The organism is Terriglobales bacterium (genome assembly GCA_035457425.1).
In the GTDB taxonomy this organism is placed as follows: domain Bacteria; phylum Acidobacteriota; class Terriglobia; order Terriglobales; family Acidobacteriaceae; genus JACPNR01.
Window position 1 is genome coordinate 1 of record DATIBR010000119.1, and the last position, 14,801, is coordinate 14,801.

The following is a 14,801-nucleotide window of genomic DNA, read 5'->3' on the forward strand; positions in this document are numbered from 1 at the left end:
GGCGGCCATCCTGAAGCGCAACGGGATGAAGGACTGCGTCGCGGTCAGCGACCCGTACCACCTGTTCCGCATCCGGCAGATGCTGGAGCGCGAAGGCGTGACGGTGTATCCGTCACCGCGGCCGCAGGCGAAGCCGCTGGGATTCTGGGCAAGGAACGCAGCGGTGCTGCGCGAGGTGGTCAGCTACAGCGCGTGGAAGCTCGGGTTGACGTAGCGCGGGCGGGACGCCCGCGCTACCGCCGGCGAGCCGCCGGCGCTACTTTCGTTTCAGGGCGAAGCTGAACCAGAGCGAGTTAGCGCCGTTGTAGTGGACGCCGGAGCGCCTGGCGGGCTCGAACCCCATGCGCTCGACCTTGATGCTGCACTTCGCGCAGGGCTGGTCGAGCGGGATCTCGTAACGGCCCAAGTACATCGTCTGCTTCTGTCCGACGACTTTGTTGGTGGGGTCGACGACCGAGACCATGACGCGGCCGAGCGGCCAGCCGTCCTCGTCGGTCACGACGCCCTGGATCTTGCCGCGCGGCGGCAGGCTGGAATCGCCGCCGGTGTACGCGGGACCGCGCAGCGGCCGCCCGCCGAGCTTTCCGGTGAGCTTGCCCTGGTCGAGCTCGAGGACGCCGTTGACCAAGACGTACGCGATGCCCTTCGCCGGACGGTTGGGGTCTTCGAAGGTGGCGACGTCGATGACCGTGTCGGGGTCGAAGATGGTGATGTCGGCGAAGTAGTCGGGCTTGAGCATGCCGCGGTCGACGAGCTTCACGCGCTGCGCGGCGAGCGAGGTCATCTTGCGGATGGCGTCTTCCAGGCGCAGGACTTTTTCTTCGCGCACGTACTTGCCGAGGATGCGCGGGAAGGTGCCCCAGGCGCGGGGATGCGACTTCGATTCGCTGAGCGGGCCGGTGGTGCTCTGGCCGCTGTAGTCGGTATCGACGGCGACCCAGGGCTGCTGCATCGCGAGGCGCACGTCGTCTTCCGACATGGAGAAGTAGACGGCGCCGGTGTTGTCGCGGTCGGCGATGACGAAGTCCATGAGCGCGTCGAGCGGATCCTTGTTCCACGCCTTGGCGATCTGCGCGACCGTCTGGCCTTCGAACTTCTTCAGCTCGGGGTTGAGCGTGGAGACGACCATGATGCCGTCGGGCCCGCCGGTGCCGCGCCACATGTTCTCGTCCTGGCCTTCGGGGCCGGTGAGCTCCTGGCGGATCTGCGCGCGGACCTTGGGGTCCTTGAGGCGCGCGACGAAGGCCTCCTGGCCGCCGGCGTGGAAGCTGGGCGGCACGGTCGCGCCGAGCGAGGTCGCGGCGGCGACGTAGGGATACTGATCGGCGGTGACGTCGAGGCCGGAAGCGCGCGCCTCCTCGACCTTGGCGATGATGCGCTTCATGCCGCCCCAGTTCTGCTTGCCGGAGAGCTTGAAGTGCCAGATCTCGACCGGGAGGCCGGCTTCGCGGCCGATGCGGAAGGCCTCGTCGAGCGCCTGGAGCTCGGTGTCGCCCTCGTTGCGGATGTGCGAGGAGTAGATGCCGCCGTGCTTCGCCGCGGCCCTGGCGAGGGTGATGAGCTCTGCCGTCGAGGCGTAGCTGGCGGGCGCGTAGATGAGCGAGGTGGAGAGACCGAGGGCGCCGTCGGTCATGGCGTTCTCCACGTACTCGACCATCTGCTTCATCTCTTCTTCGGTGGGAGCGCGGTTCTCCTTGCCGAGGACCATCTCGCGCACCTGCGTGGCGCCGACGTAGGTGCCGATGTTCACGCCCGAGCCCTGCTTCTCGAGGCGCTGGAAGTATTCGTCGAGGGTGCGCCAGTCGACGGTGAGCTTGTAGTGCTCGAGGAAGTCCCTGGCTTCGGAGATGGTGAAGTCGTTCTGCGGGGCGATGGATTCGCCCTCGCCGGTGATCTCGGTGGTGATGCCCTGGGTGACCTTGGATTCGACGCGCGGGTCGATGAGGACGGAGGTCTCGGACTGGCCGAGCATGTCGATGAAGCCGGGCGCGACGACGAGGCCCTTGGCGTCGATGGTGCGTTTCGCCGTCACGTTGGCGTCGGCGCGGCCGAGGAAGACGATGCGGTCGCCCACGACGCCGACGTCGGCGTAGAACCACGGGTTGCCGGAGCCGTCGACCACCTTGCCGTTGCGGATGAGGACGTCGTACTGGGGCGTCTGGCCGGCGGCCAGCAGGGAAGACAGGAGCAGTGCAAGAAGAGCGAGCTTTTTCATGGCGGCACAGTATAATCCGCGCGTTTGGAGGTCGAACATGGACAGCGGCGACGACAGACAGAAAGTAGTGGCACTCATGACGGCGGTACTGCTCTCCGGCAGGGCAGTGGCGGCGGGCGCGAAGGGGCAGAAGGACATCGACGGTGCGGTCGAGACAGCGTACCGGATCTGGACGTCGGTGAAGTGGCACGAGACCGACGCGATCAAGAAGATGGCGGCGGCGGCGAACCGGTGAAGCAGCGATTAGCGATCAGCGGTTAGCGTTCGCTGCCTAGAACAAACAAAGGACGGCGGCGAACCGGTAGGGGCGGCGATCCTCGTCTTGAAGGGGCTGCGGTTTGGCGCAGCTAAGAAGCGGGCGAAAGAGCGTGTCGTCGGCTAAAGCCGACTCTTCCTTCATGCCGAGTCTTGACGGCGCGGCTGAAGCCGCGCCCCTTCAAGCCTGACTCGCCTCGCTCAGCTAGAAGAGACAGAGCATGGCAGCGAAGAGGGCGGCGGCGAACCGGTAGGGCGGCATCGTCGCGGGTGAGATCCTTCGCGCGCTGCGCGCGCTCAGGATGACACTCACGGAAGAGTTGGATCAGTACAGGCAGAGCACGGCCGCGAAGACGGCGGCGGCGGCGGTAATAGAAGTCAGTCGGCCAACGCCGCGAACGAGAGCAGGAGCGCCGCGACTGCCGACGTGCTGAGCAGGTTCACGGCGTCGTTGTTGAGCCATCCGCGCCGCTCGAGGGTCGCGCCGAGCAGACTGTCGACGAATGTGCCGAACAGCGCTGCGAGTGAATAGAAGGGAACTCCCGGCCACTCCAGTCCGGTGTCGAGCACGGCAGCGAGCGCGACGGTCGAGCTCGCAGCGACCAGAGCTGCGATGGTCCCCAGGAGACTGACGCCGCCATCGGTGCCCGGCGTAACGGGTCGAAGCGAGGTAATGAGCACCGTCTTGCCGCCGAATGCCTTGCCGATCTCGCTAGCGCAGGTATCGGCGGCAGCCTCGGCCAGCACGACCAGCGCCACCCCGGTAGCGACGAGCGCGAAGTCCAACCCCAGCGGGAGCGCCAGCAGGATCGCTCCGACGCCGAGATTCGCCACCACCTGCGAGGCGGTGCGCCCGCCCTGGGGTTCCGCCAGGCCACGCTCCTGCTTGTGCGTGTGTCCGGCGCGCGTCGCCGCCCACGTAAGCGCAAAGACGAAGAACAGGACCTCGAACATGTGGCGGTTCACGTTGGCATAAAGCGTGAACGCGATGCCGAAACCAGCCAGCGCGCCGGAGACGGTGACCGCACGCCACAGCCACGCCAGCACGGCAAAACCTGCGGCGACGGCGGCCGGAACCAACAGGTCCCTGAGTGGTAAATACCGCCAGAAAATGACGGTGAGCGCCGCCGGGGCCAGTCCTATAATCACGGCGCAGGCCTGGTAGGCCGTGCTGCGCCCAGCCGGATTTTGCGCTGTTGGCATGTCGTCGGGGGGGTCCCGGTGGCAGCACCGGTTCGAGTGCAGCGCATCCTAGCAGACATCCCCTGTAATACGCCCTAGCGTCCGCCGCGGCGGACGACGACGACAATTCAAGGTGGGAACCATGGCTTCGTCCGTGTGGACCGGCTATTTGACCTTTGGCTTGATCTCGATGCCCGTGCGGCTGTTCTCGGGCGCGCGCGGCACGCGCGTGTCGTTCAACATGCTGCATCGCGAGGACCATGCGCGCGTGAAGCAGCAGATGATCTGCTCGGAAGACGGGCAGGTGCTGACCCGCGACGACGTGGTGAAAGGCTACGAGTTCCGCAAGGGCGAGTACGTGGTGATCGAGCCCGACGACATCAAGCGCATCGAGCCCAAGACCGCCAAGGCGATGGAGATCCTGGAGTTCGTCCCGGCGGACCAGATCGACCCCATCTACTTCGAGTCGTCGTACTACCTGATGCCGGAGGAGGCGGGCCGGCGCCCGTACGCGCTGCTGGTGAAGGCGCTGGAGGAGAGCGAGTACGTGGCGATCGCGAAGCTGGCGATGCACAACCGCGAGTACACCGTGTTCCTGCGGCCCTACAAAGGCGGCATGCTGCTCGAGACCATGTATTACAAGGACGAGGTGCGCGAGGTCGAAGGCTTCGGCGAGACCAAGGACGTGCAGGTGAAGGAAGCCGAGGTGAAGGTCGCGCACCAGCTCATCGAGGCGCTCTCGGGCGATTGGGACCCGGAGAAGTACTACGACACCTTCGAAGCCAACGTGAAGCAGCTCATCAAGGCGAAGCTCGAGGGCAAGGAAGTGACCGCGGTCGAGAGGCCGGCGAAGCCGGGCAAGGTGGTGGACCTGATGGCCGCGCTCAAGCAGAGCCTGGACCAGATGGAAAAGAAGAAGCCGCGGCGCGTGGAAGCCTCGCAGGCGGAGAACGTGGTGCAGATCTCCGGCGGCGGCGCGAAGAAGAAGGCCGGGAAGCGACGGACGGCGTGAGGCAGTCCACAGTCCACAGGGGCCGGGCGGTACGGGCCTAGCGATGCGGCAGGTCGGTGAGCTGGCGGCTGGAGAAAGTGCGGCCGAGCTGAGAGGTGTCGGTTTCCACCAGTGGCTGCTCTGTGAGCGTCGGGCCGCCCTCCATGTTCTCCATGTCGATCTTGAGCTCAAGCATCATCTTCACACTCTGGCCGGGCTGAAGCGTCAATCTGCTCTTCGGTGACTTGAATCCCGAAGACCTCACGTCGATCACATAGTCGCCCGGGGGAAGATGCGCGAGGTGAGCCTCTCCGCAGTCGTCGGTCCGTCCGGCATAGGTCCTATCGCCCGCGACCGTCTTGAGGGTGACATCCGCCCTGCCGACCACGGCGCGCTGTTGATCCACCAACATGAGTAGAAGATCAGCGTCGGACCGTTGGGTTTGAGTGTGGACCGCCACTAGCTGGCGCGGCAGCGGCCGGGTCGCGCAGCCGGCGAGGGAGGCTGCCAGCACCGTGCTGAGGAGGACGACGACGGTGGTTTTTTGAGAGAGCAAGGTCATGGCGAGGTCCTCAGGGAAGAGAACGCCGGCGTGCGGGTAGCTTGCAGGGAAAATTCCAAGGCGTGGTCCCTCGACTCGCGCTCCCTCGTCCTGCGGACTCGGCTCGCGCTTCGCTCGGGATGACAGAGGAACAGGAGCCGCGAACAGGGAAGGGTTTGCAGGGGTTCCTTGTGCCGTCGGCTAAAGCCGACTCGGCATGAGGAATGGCGCTGACGCGGGGCTGAAGCCCCGCTCTTCCACCGGAGCAGCCCGCATCAGTGAGTGTCGGTTGAGGCAGCCTTCTTGACGGGCTTCTTTTTCGCGGCGAGCCACTGGTCGACGTTGCGCTCGACGAGGTCGAGCGGGAGGGCGCCGGAGCCGAGCACGACGTCGTGGAATTCGCGGATGTCGAACTGGTCGCCCAGCTCGCGCTTGGCGCGGGCGCGCAGCTCCTGGAACTTGAGCTCGCCGATCTTGTAGGCGAGCGCCTGGCCGGGCCAGGCGATGTAACGGTCGATCTCGTTGGTGACGTCGAGCTCGGTCTTGGCGGCGTTGTCCATGAAGTAGTCGATGGCGCGCTGGCGGTCCCACTTCATGGAGTGCATGCCGGTATCGACGACCAGGCGCACGGCGCGCCACATCTCGTAGGTGAGCTGGCCGAACTTGGCGTAGGGGTCCTTGTAGAGGCCCATGTCCTCGCCGAGCGATTCGGCGTAGAGTCCCCAGCCCTCGACGAAGGCGGTGTAGCCGCCGTAGCGGCGGAACTTGGGGATCTCGCCGAGCTCCATGGCGCGGGCGATCTGCAGATGGTGTCCGGGAACGGACTCGTGGAGCGAGAGCGCCATCATCTCCCACTTGGGGCGGGTCTCGGGCTTATAGAGGTTCACGTAGTAGGTGCCGGCGCGGGAGCCGTCGGCAGCGGGCTGGTTGTAGTAGGCGGTGGTGGTGTCGGGCGCGGCGGCGGCGGGGATGGGCTCGACGCCGTAGGGAGCGCGCGGGAGCGTGCGGAATACCTTCACCAGCTTGGGATCGATCTCCTTGGCCATGGCGCGGTAGGCCTGGAGGAGCGCGTCGCCGTTCGGGTAGTAGAACTTCGGGTCGGTGCGCAGGTAGTGGAAGAACTCCTGGCGCGTGCCGTGGAAGCCGACCTGGTCCATGACCTTCTGCATCTCGGCGAGGATGCGGGCGACTTCCTTCAACCCGATCTCGTGGATCTGCTGGGGCGTGAGGTCGGTGGTGGTAAAGCGGCGGGCGCGTTCGGCGTACATTTCCTGGCCCATCGGCATCTGCCAGGCGCCGACCTGATCGAAGCAGGCAGGGAAGTATTCGTCCACGAAGAACTGCTTGAACTTGCGGAAGGCGGGCACGATGCCATCGGCGATGGCTTGCCTGGCCGCGTTGCGCAGGCGTTGCTGGTCGGGGGGCGCGACGTTCTTCGACATCTCGCGGAAGGGCTTGTAGAAGCCGCTTTGCGCGGGGTCGTCGACGATCTGGTGGTCGATCTGCGCGAGGATGCGCTGCATGATGACTTTCGGCTGCACCATGCGGACCTTCATGCCTTCGCGCATGAGCGCGATGTTCTGGTCGAGGTAGGCGGGGAAGGCCTTCAGGCGCGCGACCCAGTCTTCGTAGTCCTTCAGGGTCTCGAACCGCAGGTTGTCGGCGAGCTCGTCCTCGGTCTGCGGACCGCCGCGCTGGTTCAGCGGGACCAGGTACCAGCGGTACTTGTGCTCGGCGATGCCCTGCTCGTAGTCCTTCCGGAAGAGGTCGTAGTCGAGCTGGTCGGCGGGGGAGAGCTGCGCGCGCGCGATGCCCTTGAGCTTCGCGAGCACGGCGAGGTCGTGCTGGTGGCGGCGCTCGATGGCGGCCAGGCTCACGTCTTCCCAGCGATCGTTCCAGCGGCGGTCGCCCATGGTGGAGGCCCAAGTGGGGTTCTGCTCCATGGCGTAGTCCCACTCGGCGTCGAAGAGCTGGTGGAGCGCCTGGGAGGTGGAGGCGCGGGGCGCCTGGGATCTCGCGGGCACGCTGGAAACAAGGATGGAGAGGAACAGGAATGCGACGAGCCGTCGGCGCATGGGAAGCCTCCGCAAGGACGGGATGGAGAGGTACAGGATACTAGGGATGGACGCTCGCGGCGGTCGAAGCGTGAAGTTGGGATATGCTGGTGGGATGAAGTTGGAAGCGATGATAGGCCTGCTCGCGGGTGGGTAGCACCAGCCGTGCGGCGGGGCCTTATAAGCCTCGGAAACGCCAGATCAGCGTGCCGGGAGGGGGCAGCACCCTCACCCACCACCAAACCAGCGAGTGAGCGCTGAAGCGCTCCGTCCTGCCGGCGGAAGCCGGCGCCGCGCGAGACGGCGCCTCGGTTCCAAGTAGCGCGTTCGGCAGACTCCGATTACAATCGGTGTCTCCCCTCGCGGTAGCAGCGTCACTAATAGAAGTGTGTCCGGGAGCAGATCCCGGCGGAGCAGGAATGCGGAAACGTAGCACCGGCATAGCGGCCATTTTCCTTCTTACTGTCCTAGCCCTCGGGTGCGGGTCGACCTTCCGCCCGATCGCGACGCCGATCCCGGAGCCGGGCGGCGACCCCAACGCGTTGAAGCGCGCGATCGTAGTGACCGACAACGGGGGGGCGCGCGGGGGCGCGAGCGTCATCAACACCACCGGCGACAGCAACCTGGGCAACGTGCCGGCGGGCATCGGGCCGGTGCACGCGGGGTTCGTCACGGTCGCGCGCACGTACATCGCGAACCAGACGGAGAACACGGTGACGCGCATCCTGACGTCGTCGCCGGGGAGCACGCCGGCGACCATCCCGATGCCGCCGGGTTGTGCTCCGCAGTACGTCTTCAATCGCCTGACGGTCAATGCGTATGTGGCGTGCCCGGGAAACGATACGGTGGCGGTGTTGAACTCGGGACAGGATTCGGTGGTCACGAGCGTCGCGCTGGCGGCAGGGGCGGGGCCGGTGGGGATCAACCAGACGCTCAGCGGCAACAAAGTGTATTCGCTCAACGGCGGGAACGGGACCGTCACGGTGATCGCCGCGCTGGACAACACGGTCAGCACGACGCTCGCGGTGGGGGGGTCGCCGACGTGGTCCGACATGAGCCAGGACGGCGGCTTGCTGTTCGTGGCGAATGCGTCCGGGTACGTGACGCCGATCGACACGGCGACCGACACGGTGCTGCCGAACATCGCGGTGGGCGCGAACCCGACGTTCGTGGCGTTCGACACCAATCGTCGCCGGCTTTACGTGGTGAACCAGGGCGGCGGCAGCGTGAGCGTGATCGACGCGGTCTCGACCTCGCCGACCTACCTGACGGTGATCCGCACCGTGACGGTGGGCGCGACGCCGACTTCGGCGACGGCATTGAGGAACGGGACGAAGGTTTACGTGGCGAACTGCGGTTCCGACAGCGTGTCGGTCATCGATGCGGCCAGCCTGGCGGTGACCAAGACGATCGCCACCGGGACGTGCCCGATCTCGGTCGCGTCGCCGACGGATTCGTCGCGCGCGGTGGTGGGCGTGCAGGGCGCGGCCGGCGGCACCGATTTCACCGACCCGCCGAGCATCCTGGACATCAGCACGCAGACCGATACGGTGATCGTGAACCTGAAGCCGGCGCAGCAGAGTGCGGCGTGCGACGCCGCGACGGCGCCGAACAACTACTGCGCGTTGCAGCGGCCGGTGTTCGTGGTGATGACGCCGTAGGAGTTGCGAGTTCCGAGTTGTGAGTTGCGAGTAAGAGCGAAGGGCGGCCGAGAGGCCGCCCTTCTTCTTTTGCGGGCTAAAGCCCGCTCGCTTGTTCAGGGGACGCGACACGGCCGGCTCAAGCCGAGCCCGGATACGTTGTCAGCCGGCGACGGCGGCGCGCTCGGTGCGGCGGCGTCGGTTGTAGCGCATGGCGATGTTCATGTACATGGTGCCGTTGTCGGTGTCGAAGCACATCACGAGCGCTTCCTGCTCTTCGTTGGACTTCTCGCCGAGCTCATCGGAGTGGAGCTCGGGAGGCGCGATCTTGAAGCGAAAGCCCTGGTCGTTGAGGGTGGTGACGGCGTTGCCGATGATCTGGTTGGCAAGCTCGAAGATGGTCTCGCGCACGATGTCGGCGCTCTCGGCGACGGGTTCGCCGGCGAGGTAACTGGCGACCTTCACGGCGGTGGCGCTGTCGAGGTCGAAGATGACGCGCCCTTCGATGTCGCCGTGGATGGCGATGATGGCGGCGGTGCCCTTGCGGCGGTAGGCTTCCTCGTCCATGGCGACGTCGCCGATCTTGGTGGGGCACTGCAAGGTCTCGGCCAGGACCGCGTCGGCGGCATTGATGAAGGGCTGGATGAGCTCCATCTTCATTACTTGTCTCCTGCCGCGGTGGCGGCCACAGCGATGGCGTCTTCGCCGAGGACGTACTTGATGACCTCGTAGAGCACCTCGGGCTTGACCGGCTTCTGCACGAAGTGGCGGGCGCCCTTCTGCAGGGCGGTCACGATGTTCTCCTGATAGCCGACGGAGGAGACCATGATGACGCGCGCTTCGGGATGGGTGCGCACGATGCGCTCGGCGGCCTCGATGCCCTCCATCTGGGGCATGGTGATGTCCATGAGCACGACGTCGGGGCGCGAGCGCTCGTACTCGGTGATGGCGGTGAGGCCGTCGCCGGCTTCGCCGGCCACCTGGCCGCCGAAGATCTCGATCATCTTGGTGAGGTTCTTGCGGGCGAAGACGGAGTCGTCGACCACCAGATACCGTATCGGCTGCTTGTCCTTGCTGCGAAGCAACGCCGCGTACTGTTCCATACCAGTCTCCTGAACTACTCGGACCGTTCGTTCGAGGGCTTCGCGGTGAAGCTGCTCCGCCCTCGCGACTAACGACGCGCGATGCGGCGCGCGTCAGCCGCTCACCCAACTAAGCTCGCACCGCCTTCATGCGGTCGGGCACGCACTGCGCCTGAAAGGTGTTGGCCATCATGTCGAGCGGGACGACGCGGATGGCGTTACCGCGCTCGATGGCCGCCTTCGGCATGCCGTACACGATGCAGGAATCTTCACTCTGCGCGATGGTCAGGCCGCCCGCGGCCTTGACCGCGCCCAGGCCCTCGGCGCCGTCCTCGCCCATGCCGGTCATCAGGGCCGCGATGGCTTCGCGGCCGAACTCCTGCGCGACCGAGCGGAACAGCACGTCGACCGACGGGCGATGGCCGTTCACGCGCTCCTCGTCCGACAGGACGACGATGTTGCCGAGGGGCATGCGGCGGACCTTCATGTGGCGGTTGCCGGGGCAGATGAGCGCGCGGCCGGCGACCAGCAGGTCGCCGGACTGGGCTTCCTTGACCTCGATGGCGCAGCATTCGTCGAGCCGGCGCGCGAACAGGTCGGTGAAGCCCTCGGGCATGTGCTGGACCACGATGATGGAGCCGGGGAAGTCCGGCGGGAGCTGCGAGAGCACGTACTGGAGCGCGTTCGGGCCGCCGGTCGAGATGCCGATGGCGACGATCTTGGAGGGGGCGGCGTGCGGCTTGCCGAGCGACTTGGGCGGGCGGCGCAGGGCGGGGAGCGGCTTGAACTCCACGGGCGCCGCGGGCATCTTGGTCTGGGCGGCGGCCTTGATCTTGGTGATGAGCTCCGCGGCGATCTCGTCCATGCGCGCCTGCGCGGCGTCTTTCGGCTTAGCGACGAAATCGAAGGCGCCGAGCGAGAGCGCCTTGAAAGTCGCGGAGGCGCCCTGCGTGGTGTGCGCGCTCACCACGATGACCGGGATGCGGTACTTCTTGTGGATCTCGCGCAGGGTCTCGATCCCGTCCATGCGCGGCATCTCGAGGTCGAGGGTGACCACCTGCGGCTTGAGCTCCTCGATCTTCTTGAGGCCGAAGCTGCCGTCCATGGCGGTGCCGACGACGTGGATGCTCGAGTCGCGCTCGAGGATCTGCGGGATGAGCTTGCGCATGAGGGCGGAGTCGTCGACCACAAGGACGCGAACGGGATCGCTCATGCGTGCGCTCCCTTCGCGGCTTCGCGGCCCAGGCGCGCGACGACCGCCTGGATGTTGAGGATGAGCACGACCGTGCCGTCGCCCAGGATGGAAGCGCCGGAGACCAGTTCGGTGGCGACCAGGTAGTCGTCGAGCGCCTTGATGACCAATTCTTCTTCACCGACCAGCCGGTCGACGACCAGCCCGAACTTGCGATCGCCGATGGCGATGACGACGATGAAAAGTTTCTTCGAGGCCGACGGCTTCCGCCTGGTGAGGCGCGCGAGGCGGACAAGTGTGAGCACTTCGTTGCGGAGCTGGATGACCTCGTGGTTGTCGACGCGGTGGATCTCGCCTTCGGTGGCGCGGGTGATCTCGAGCACGGCGCCGAGGGGCACGGCGTAGAGCCGGTCGGAGACCTTGAAGAGCAGCGCCTTGATGATGGCGAGCGTGAGCGGCACCTTCATCTGGAAGGTGGTGCCCTCGCCGAGCCTGGTGACGATGCCGACCGAGCCCTTGAGGCGGTCGAGGACGGTCTTGACCACGTCCATGCCGACGCCGCGGCCGGAGATCTCGGTGATCTGGGCGGCGGTCGAGAGGCCGGGGTGGAAGATGAGCGCGAGCTGCTCGCCTTCGCTCATGCGATTCGCTTCGTCGGCGGAGACGATACCGCACTCGATGGCCTTGGCGACGACCTTGCCGCGGTCGATGCCGCGGCCGTCATCGGAGACTTCGATCACGACCTGATTGCCCTGGTGGTAGGCGTTCAAGCGGATGGTGCCGACGGCGGGCTTGCCGGCGGCGACGCGCTCCTGGGGCGTGCCGAGCCCGTGGTCGACGGCGTTGCGCACAAGGTGGATGAGCGGCTCGGCGAGCGTGTCGAGGATGCTCTTGTCGAGGTCGGTGTCCTGGCCGCTGACCTGGAGCGCGACTTCCTTGCCGGCGGCCTTGGCGATGTCGCGGATGATGCGCGGCACGCGCCGGAAGAGCTGCTCGACCGGCACCATGCGGATCTTCATCACCGATTTCTGGAGGTCGTGCAGGACGCGGGCCTGGAAGGCCATGGCGTCGGCGAAGCGGCCGCGCAGCGGGTCCTTGGCGAAGCGCTTGTCGAACTCGCCGATGGTCTGGAGCAGCATGGACTTACCGATGATGAGCTCGCCGACGAGGTTGAGGACGTCGTCGATGCGCTCGGCGTCCACGCGCAGGGAGCTCTCGACAGCGTGGGCGGCCTGCTTCGCGGGAGCGTCCTTGGCGGTGCCGGCGGCAGGGGCCGACATCACCGCCTCGATCGAGGGCACGGGCGTCTCGCTCAGCTCGAGCACGTCGTCGGGAGCAGCGGCCGCGGGAGCCGCAGGCGCGGCGCTGGAGCGCACGACCACGACTTCCTTCACCACAGCGGGGATCTTCGACTTCCTGGCGATCCAGTGCTCGTCGTGCGTGCTGGCAAGCGCGATCTCGACCACGTCGATCTGGGCGGGGGCGGCGTTCTCGTCGGGATGGAGGACGAGGACTGTGCCGGCGTCGGAGATGACGTTGCGGATCATCTGCATGGCGGCGGCGCGCATCGGGCAGTTGGGGTCGATCTGGAGCGCGACGTGGAAGATGGCGTTGCCGCGCGCGGCGGAGTCGGCGATGACGACCTGCTCGTATTCCGACCAAGCGAACCTGGGCGCGAAGCTGGTCTCGGCGGCGGGCGCGCTGGTCAGGCGCTTGACGTGCTCGCGCAGGGCGTCGCCGGAAGGCGGCTGGAGATTGTTGCGATAAGCCGCGAGCATGGACTGGAAGGTGTCGGCGGCGGCGAGGACGACCTCCGGGATGCGTGCGGCCTGCGCGGTCTTTGCCAGCTCGGGCGTGAGCACGTTCTCGAGCTCGTGCGCGAGCTCGGAGAGGTCGCGGTAGCCGCACGCGGCAGAATCGCCCTTGAGCGTGTGCACGGTGCGGCGGATGCTGCGCACGGTCTCGGCGTCGCCGGGGCGCTTCTCGAGCTCGAGGGCTTCGTCGTTGAGCGTCTGCAGGAGTTCCTGCGCGCTCTCGAAGAAGAGCTCCTTGAGCTCGCTCGCCTTGTCGTCGGAGAAGAAGCTCACGCGCCTGCCTCGATGCGTTGGTACGCTGTGCCGTTGTTGACGTGGATCATCTTGAACTTGTCGGTGAGGCCGAAGAGGCTCTCCGCGTGGCCGACGAAGAGGAAGCCTTCGCGGTTCAGGCAGCGGTAGAACTTGTCGACCAGGCGCTTCTGCTCGGCTTCGTCGAAATAGATCATCACGTTGCGGCAGAAGATGACGTCGTTGCGCTGGGGCAGGAACTCCGTCTTCAGGTTGTGGAAGTCGAAGTGGACCATCTCCTTGACGGCCTTCTTGACGGCGTAACGGTCGCCGACCTTGTCGAAATAGCGCAGGCGGTAGCTGTAGTCGACCGGCTCCATGTGGTTCTCGGGATAGCTGCCTTCCTGCGCGGCGCGCAGCACGGAGTAGTTGATGTCGGAAGCGAGGATCTCCACGCGCCAGGGCGGCGGGATGAGCGGCTTCGGGCTCGGCATCTCGAAGGGCAGCGGATTGCGGAGGTAGTAGTAGGCGAGCGCGTCGCAGATGAGCATCGCGATGGTGTAGGGCTCCTGGCCGGTCGAGCAGCCGGCGCTCCACACGCGCAGCGACCAGTCGCGGCGCTCGGTCTTCTTGTGCAGGATCTCTTCCAGCGTGACCTTGTGGAAGAGGTCGAGCTGCGGCTTGTTGCGGAAGAAGCTGGTCTCGTTGACGGTGAGGTTCTCGAGCAGGGCGGAGAGCTCGGCCTTGCCTTCGCGGCTGGTGAGCAGCTGGTAATAGCGGTAGAAGCTCTCGAGGCCGGTGGCCTTGAGGCGGCGCTGGAGGCGATCCTGGAGGAAGTGGACGCGGCGCTCGTCGAAGTACATGCCGCACTCCTGGTAGACCAGGGTCTGCAGCAGCTTGAGTTCCGGCTCCGTCAGTTGGATCTGAAGACTCGGTGTGGTCGCCATCGCCTCTCGCCAGAGTGGTGCGTCGCGGCGCTCGCGCGCCGCGCCCTTCGCAACTTCTCGCTTACGTCGTACGAAACCTGGTCTTGCCGAACCTGGTGTTGCCGAACCTGGTGTTGCGGAACCTGGTGTTGCGGAACCTGGTGTTGCCCGAAGCTAGGAGCCCGCCGAGGCGGCCGACTGCGCCGCCTCCGCCAGATCGCCCAGCCGCTTCAGCTCGCCGCGCTGCAGGATCTTGCCCAGCTCGATGAGGATGATGAGCCGTCCGTTGAGCTTGCCGACGCCGACCACGTAGTTCAGCTCGCCTTCCTCGAAGACGTTGGGCGGATTGTCGACCTCGCTGCGCGGGAGCTTGAGGACTTCCGACGCGGAGTCGACGATGAGGCCGACCATCTTGCCCTCGAGCTCGGCGACGAGGATGCGGTTCTTCTTGGTCCACGTGATCTCGCGCTCGCCGAAGCGCTTGCGCAGGTCGACGACGGAGATGATCTTGCCACGCAGGTTGATGACGCCCTCGATGTACTCGGGCGCGTCGGGGACGGAAGTGATCTCGGGCACGCGCACGATCTCGTGCACGAGCTCGATGGGGACGCCGAAGGTCTCGCGCCCGATGCGGAACCCGACGATGTGCAGGTCCTTGGTCGTGGCCATCCCGTGTGC

The 14,801-nt window shown here is 66.3% G+C and carries 14 protein-coding genes; 4 read left to right on the plus strand and 10 right to left on the minus strand.

The window, feature by feature from the left end:
* Positions 1 to 214, plus strand: a 214-nt coding sequence (locus tag VLA96_08845; GenBank protein ID HSE49297.1) for a hypothetical protein, incomplete at its 5' end; no start/stop codon positions are given.
* A gap of 42 nt (positions 215 to 256) precedes the next feature.
* Here VLA96_08845 and VLA96_08850 read toward each other — a convergent pair.
* Positions 257 to 2,215, minus strand: coding sequence for an amidohydrolase family protein (locus tag VLA96_08850; protein HSE49298.1), 1,959 nt, complete (start codon positions 2,213 to 2,215; stop codon positions 257 to 259).
* Positions 2,216 to 2,291: 76 nt separating this feature from the next.
* Between VLA96_08850 and VLA96_08855 the strand changes: the two genes are divergently transcribed.
* Entirely contained in the window at positions 2,292 to 2,450 is a 159-nt protein-coding gene (locus tag VLA96_08855; GenBank protein HSE49299.1) for a hypothetical protein, read from the plus strand.
* A 398-nt stretch (positions 2,451 to 2,848) separates the two neighbouring features.
* Here VLA96_08855 and VLA96_08860 read toward each other — a convergent pair whose 3' ends face one another.
* A complete protein-coding gene (locus VLA96_08860; protein ID HSE49300.1) occupies positions 2,849 to 3,673 on the minus strand; it encodes a DUF92 domain-containing protein in 825 nt (274 codons plus the stop codon).
* A 121-nt stretch (positions 3,674 to 3,794) separates the two neighbouring features.
* Here VLA96_08860 and VLA96_08865 point away from each other — a divergent pair, with 121 nt between their 5' ends.
* Complete coding sequence (locus VLA96_08865) at positions 3,795 to 4,664, plus strand: Ku protein (GenBank protein ID HSE49301.1); 870 nt, start codon at positions 3,795 to 3,797, stop codon at positions 4,662 to 4,664.
* Positions 4,665 to 4,701: 37 nt separating this feature from the next.
* Here VLA96_08865 and VLA96_08870 read toward each other — a convergent pair whose 3' ends face one another.
* Positions 4,702 to 5,205 (minus strand): carboxypeptidase-like regulatory domain-containing protein, encoded by a 504-nt coding sequence (locus VLA96_08870; GenBank protein ID HSE49302.1) that lies wholly within the window; start codon positions 5,203 to 5,205, stop codon positions 4,702 to 4,704.
* Positions 5,206 to 5,459: 254 nt separating this feature from the next.
* Positions 5,460 to 7,259, minus strand: a complete 1,800-nt coding sequence (locus tag VLA96_08875; GenBank protein HSE49303.1) for a DUF885 domain-containing protein — start codon at positions 7,257 to 7,259, stop codon at positions 5,460 to 5,462.
* A gap of 398 nt (positions 7,260 to 7,657) precedes the next feature.
* On the opposite strand from VLA96_08875, the gene VLA96_08880 reads away from it, so the two are divergent.
* A complete protein-coding gene (locus VLA96_08880) occupies positions 7,658 to 8,899 on the plus strand; it encodes a YncE family protein (protein ID HSE49304.1) in 1,242 nt (413 codons plus the stop codon).
* Positions 8,900 to 9,040: 141 nt separating this feature from the next.
* Here VLA96_08880 and VLA96_08885 read toward each other — a convergent pair whose 3' ends face one another.
* The 6 genes from VLA96_08885 to VLA96_08910 all read right to left on the minus strand — a co-directional run bounded on the left by VLA96_08885 (position 9,041) and on the right by VLA96_08910 (position 14,792).
* Positions 9,041 to 9,538 (minus strand): chemotaxis protein CheX, encoded by a 498-nt coding sequence (locus VLA96_08885; protein ID HSE49305.1) that lies wholly within the window; start codon positions 9,536 to 9,538, stop codon positions 9,041 to 9,043.
* Positions 9,538 to 9,981: a response regulator gene (locus VLA96_08890; protein ID HSE49306.1), complete on the minus strand. Its 444-nt coding sequence runs from the start codon at positions 9,979 to 9,981 to the stop codon at positions 9,538 to 9,540. Before VLA96_08890 ends, VLA96_08885 begins: the two co-directional genes overlap by 1 nt.
* A 109-nt stretch (positions 9,982 to 10,090) precedes the next feature.
* On the minus strand, positions 10,091 to 11,173 hold the full coding sequence (locus VLA96_08895) for a chemotaxis response regulator protein-glutamate methylesterase (GenBank protein HSE49307.1): 1,083 nt from the start codon (positions 11,171 to 11,173) through the stop codon (positions 10,091 to 10,093).
* The gene (locus tag VLA96_08900; GenBank protein HSE49308.1) at positions 11,170 to 13,239 is read right to left on the minus strand and encodes a chemotaxis protein CheA; all 2,070 of its coding nucleotides are present in this window, start codon (positions 13,237 to 13,239) and stop codon (positions 11,170 to 11,172) included. Before VLA96_08900 ends, VLA96_08895 begins: the two co-directional genes overlap by 4 nt.
* Positions 13,236 to 14,144 (minus strand): protein-glutamate O-methyltransferase CheR, encoded by a 909-nt coding sequence (locus VLA96_08905; protein HSE49309.1) that lies wholly within the window; start codon positions 14,142 to 14,144, stop codon positions 13,236 to 13,238. The genes VLA96_08900 and VLA96_08905 overlap by 4 nt, the downstream gene beginning before the upstream one ends.
* Before the next feature lie 153 nt (positions 14,145 to 14,297).
* Positions 14,298 to 14,792, minus strand: coding sequence for a chemotaxis protein CheW (locus VLA96_08910; protein HSE49310.1), 495 nt, complete (start codon positions 14,790 to 14,792; stop codon positions 14,298 to 14,300).
* Positions 14,793 to 14,801: the final 9 nt, after the last annotated feature.

Bases quoted from the DNA above. Each gene is read 5' to 3' on its own strand.
- VLA96_08865 (HSE49301.1), top strand. From the start codon at position 3,795: ATGGCTTCGTCCGTGTGGACCGGCTATTTGACCTTTGGCTTGATCTCG.
- VLA96_08860 (HSE49300.1), bottom strand. From the start codon at position 3,673: ATGCCAACAGCGCAAAATCCGGCTGGGCGCAGCACGGCCTACCAGGCC.
- VLA96_08875 (HSE49303.1), bottom strand. From the start codon at position 7,259: ATGCGCCGACGGCTCGTCGCATTCCTGTTCCTCTCCATCCTTGTTTCC.
- VLA96_08895 (HSE49307.1), bottom strand. From the start codon at position 11,173: ATGAGCGATCCCGTTCGCGTCCTTGTGGTCGACGACTCCGCCCTCATG.
- VLA96_08855 (HSE49299.1), top strand. From the start codon at position 2,292: ATGACGGCGGTACTGCTCTCCGGCAGGGCAGTGGCGGCGGGCGCGAAG.
- VLA96_08870 (HSE49302.1), bottom strand. From the start codon at position 5,205: ATGACCTTGCTCTCTCAAAAAACCACCGTCGTCGTCCTCCTCAGCACG.
- VLA96_08905 (HSE49309.1), bottom strand. From the start codon at position 14,144: ATGGCGACCACACCGAGTCTTCAGATCCAACTGACGGAGCCGGAACTC.
- VLA96_08890 (HSE49306.1), bottom strand. From the start codon at position 9,981: ATGGAACAGTACGCGGCGTTGCTTCGCAGCAAGGACAAGCAGCCGATA.
- VLA96_08910 (HSE49310.1), bottom strand. From the start codon at position 14,792: ATGGCCACGACCAAGGACCTGCACATCGTCGGGTTCCGCATCGGGCGC.
- VLA96_08880 (HSE49304.1), top strand. From the start codon at position 7,658: ATGCGGAAACGTAGCACCGGCATAGCGGCCATTTTCCTTCTTACTGTC.
- VLA96_08885 (HSE49305.1), bottom strand. From the start codon at position 9,538: ATGAAGATGGAGCTCATCCAGCCCTTCATCAATGCCGCCGACGCGGTC.
- VLA96_08850 (HSE49298.1), bottom strand. From the start codon at position 2,215: ATGAAAAAGCTCGCTCTTCTTGCACTGCTCCTGTCTTCCCTGCTGGCC.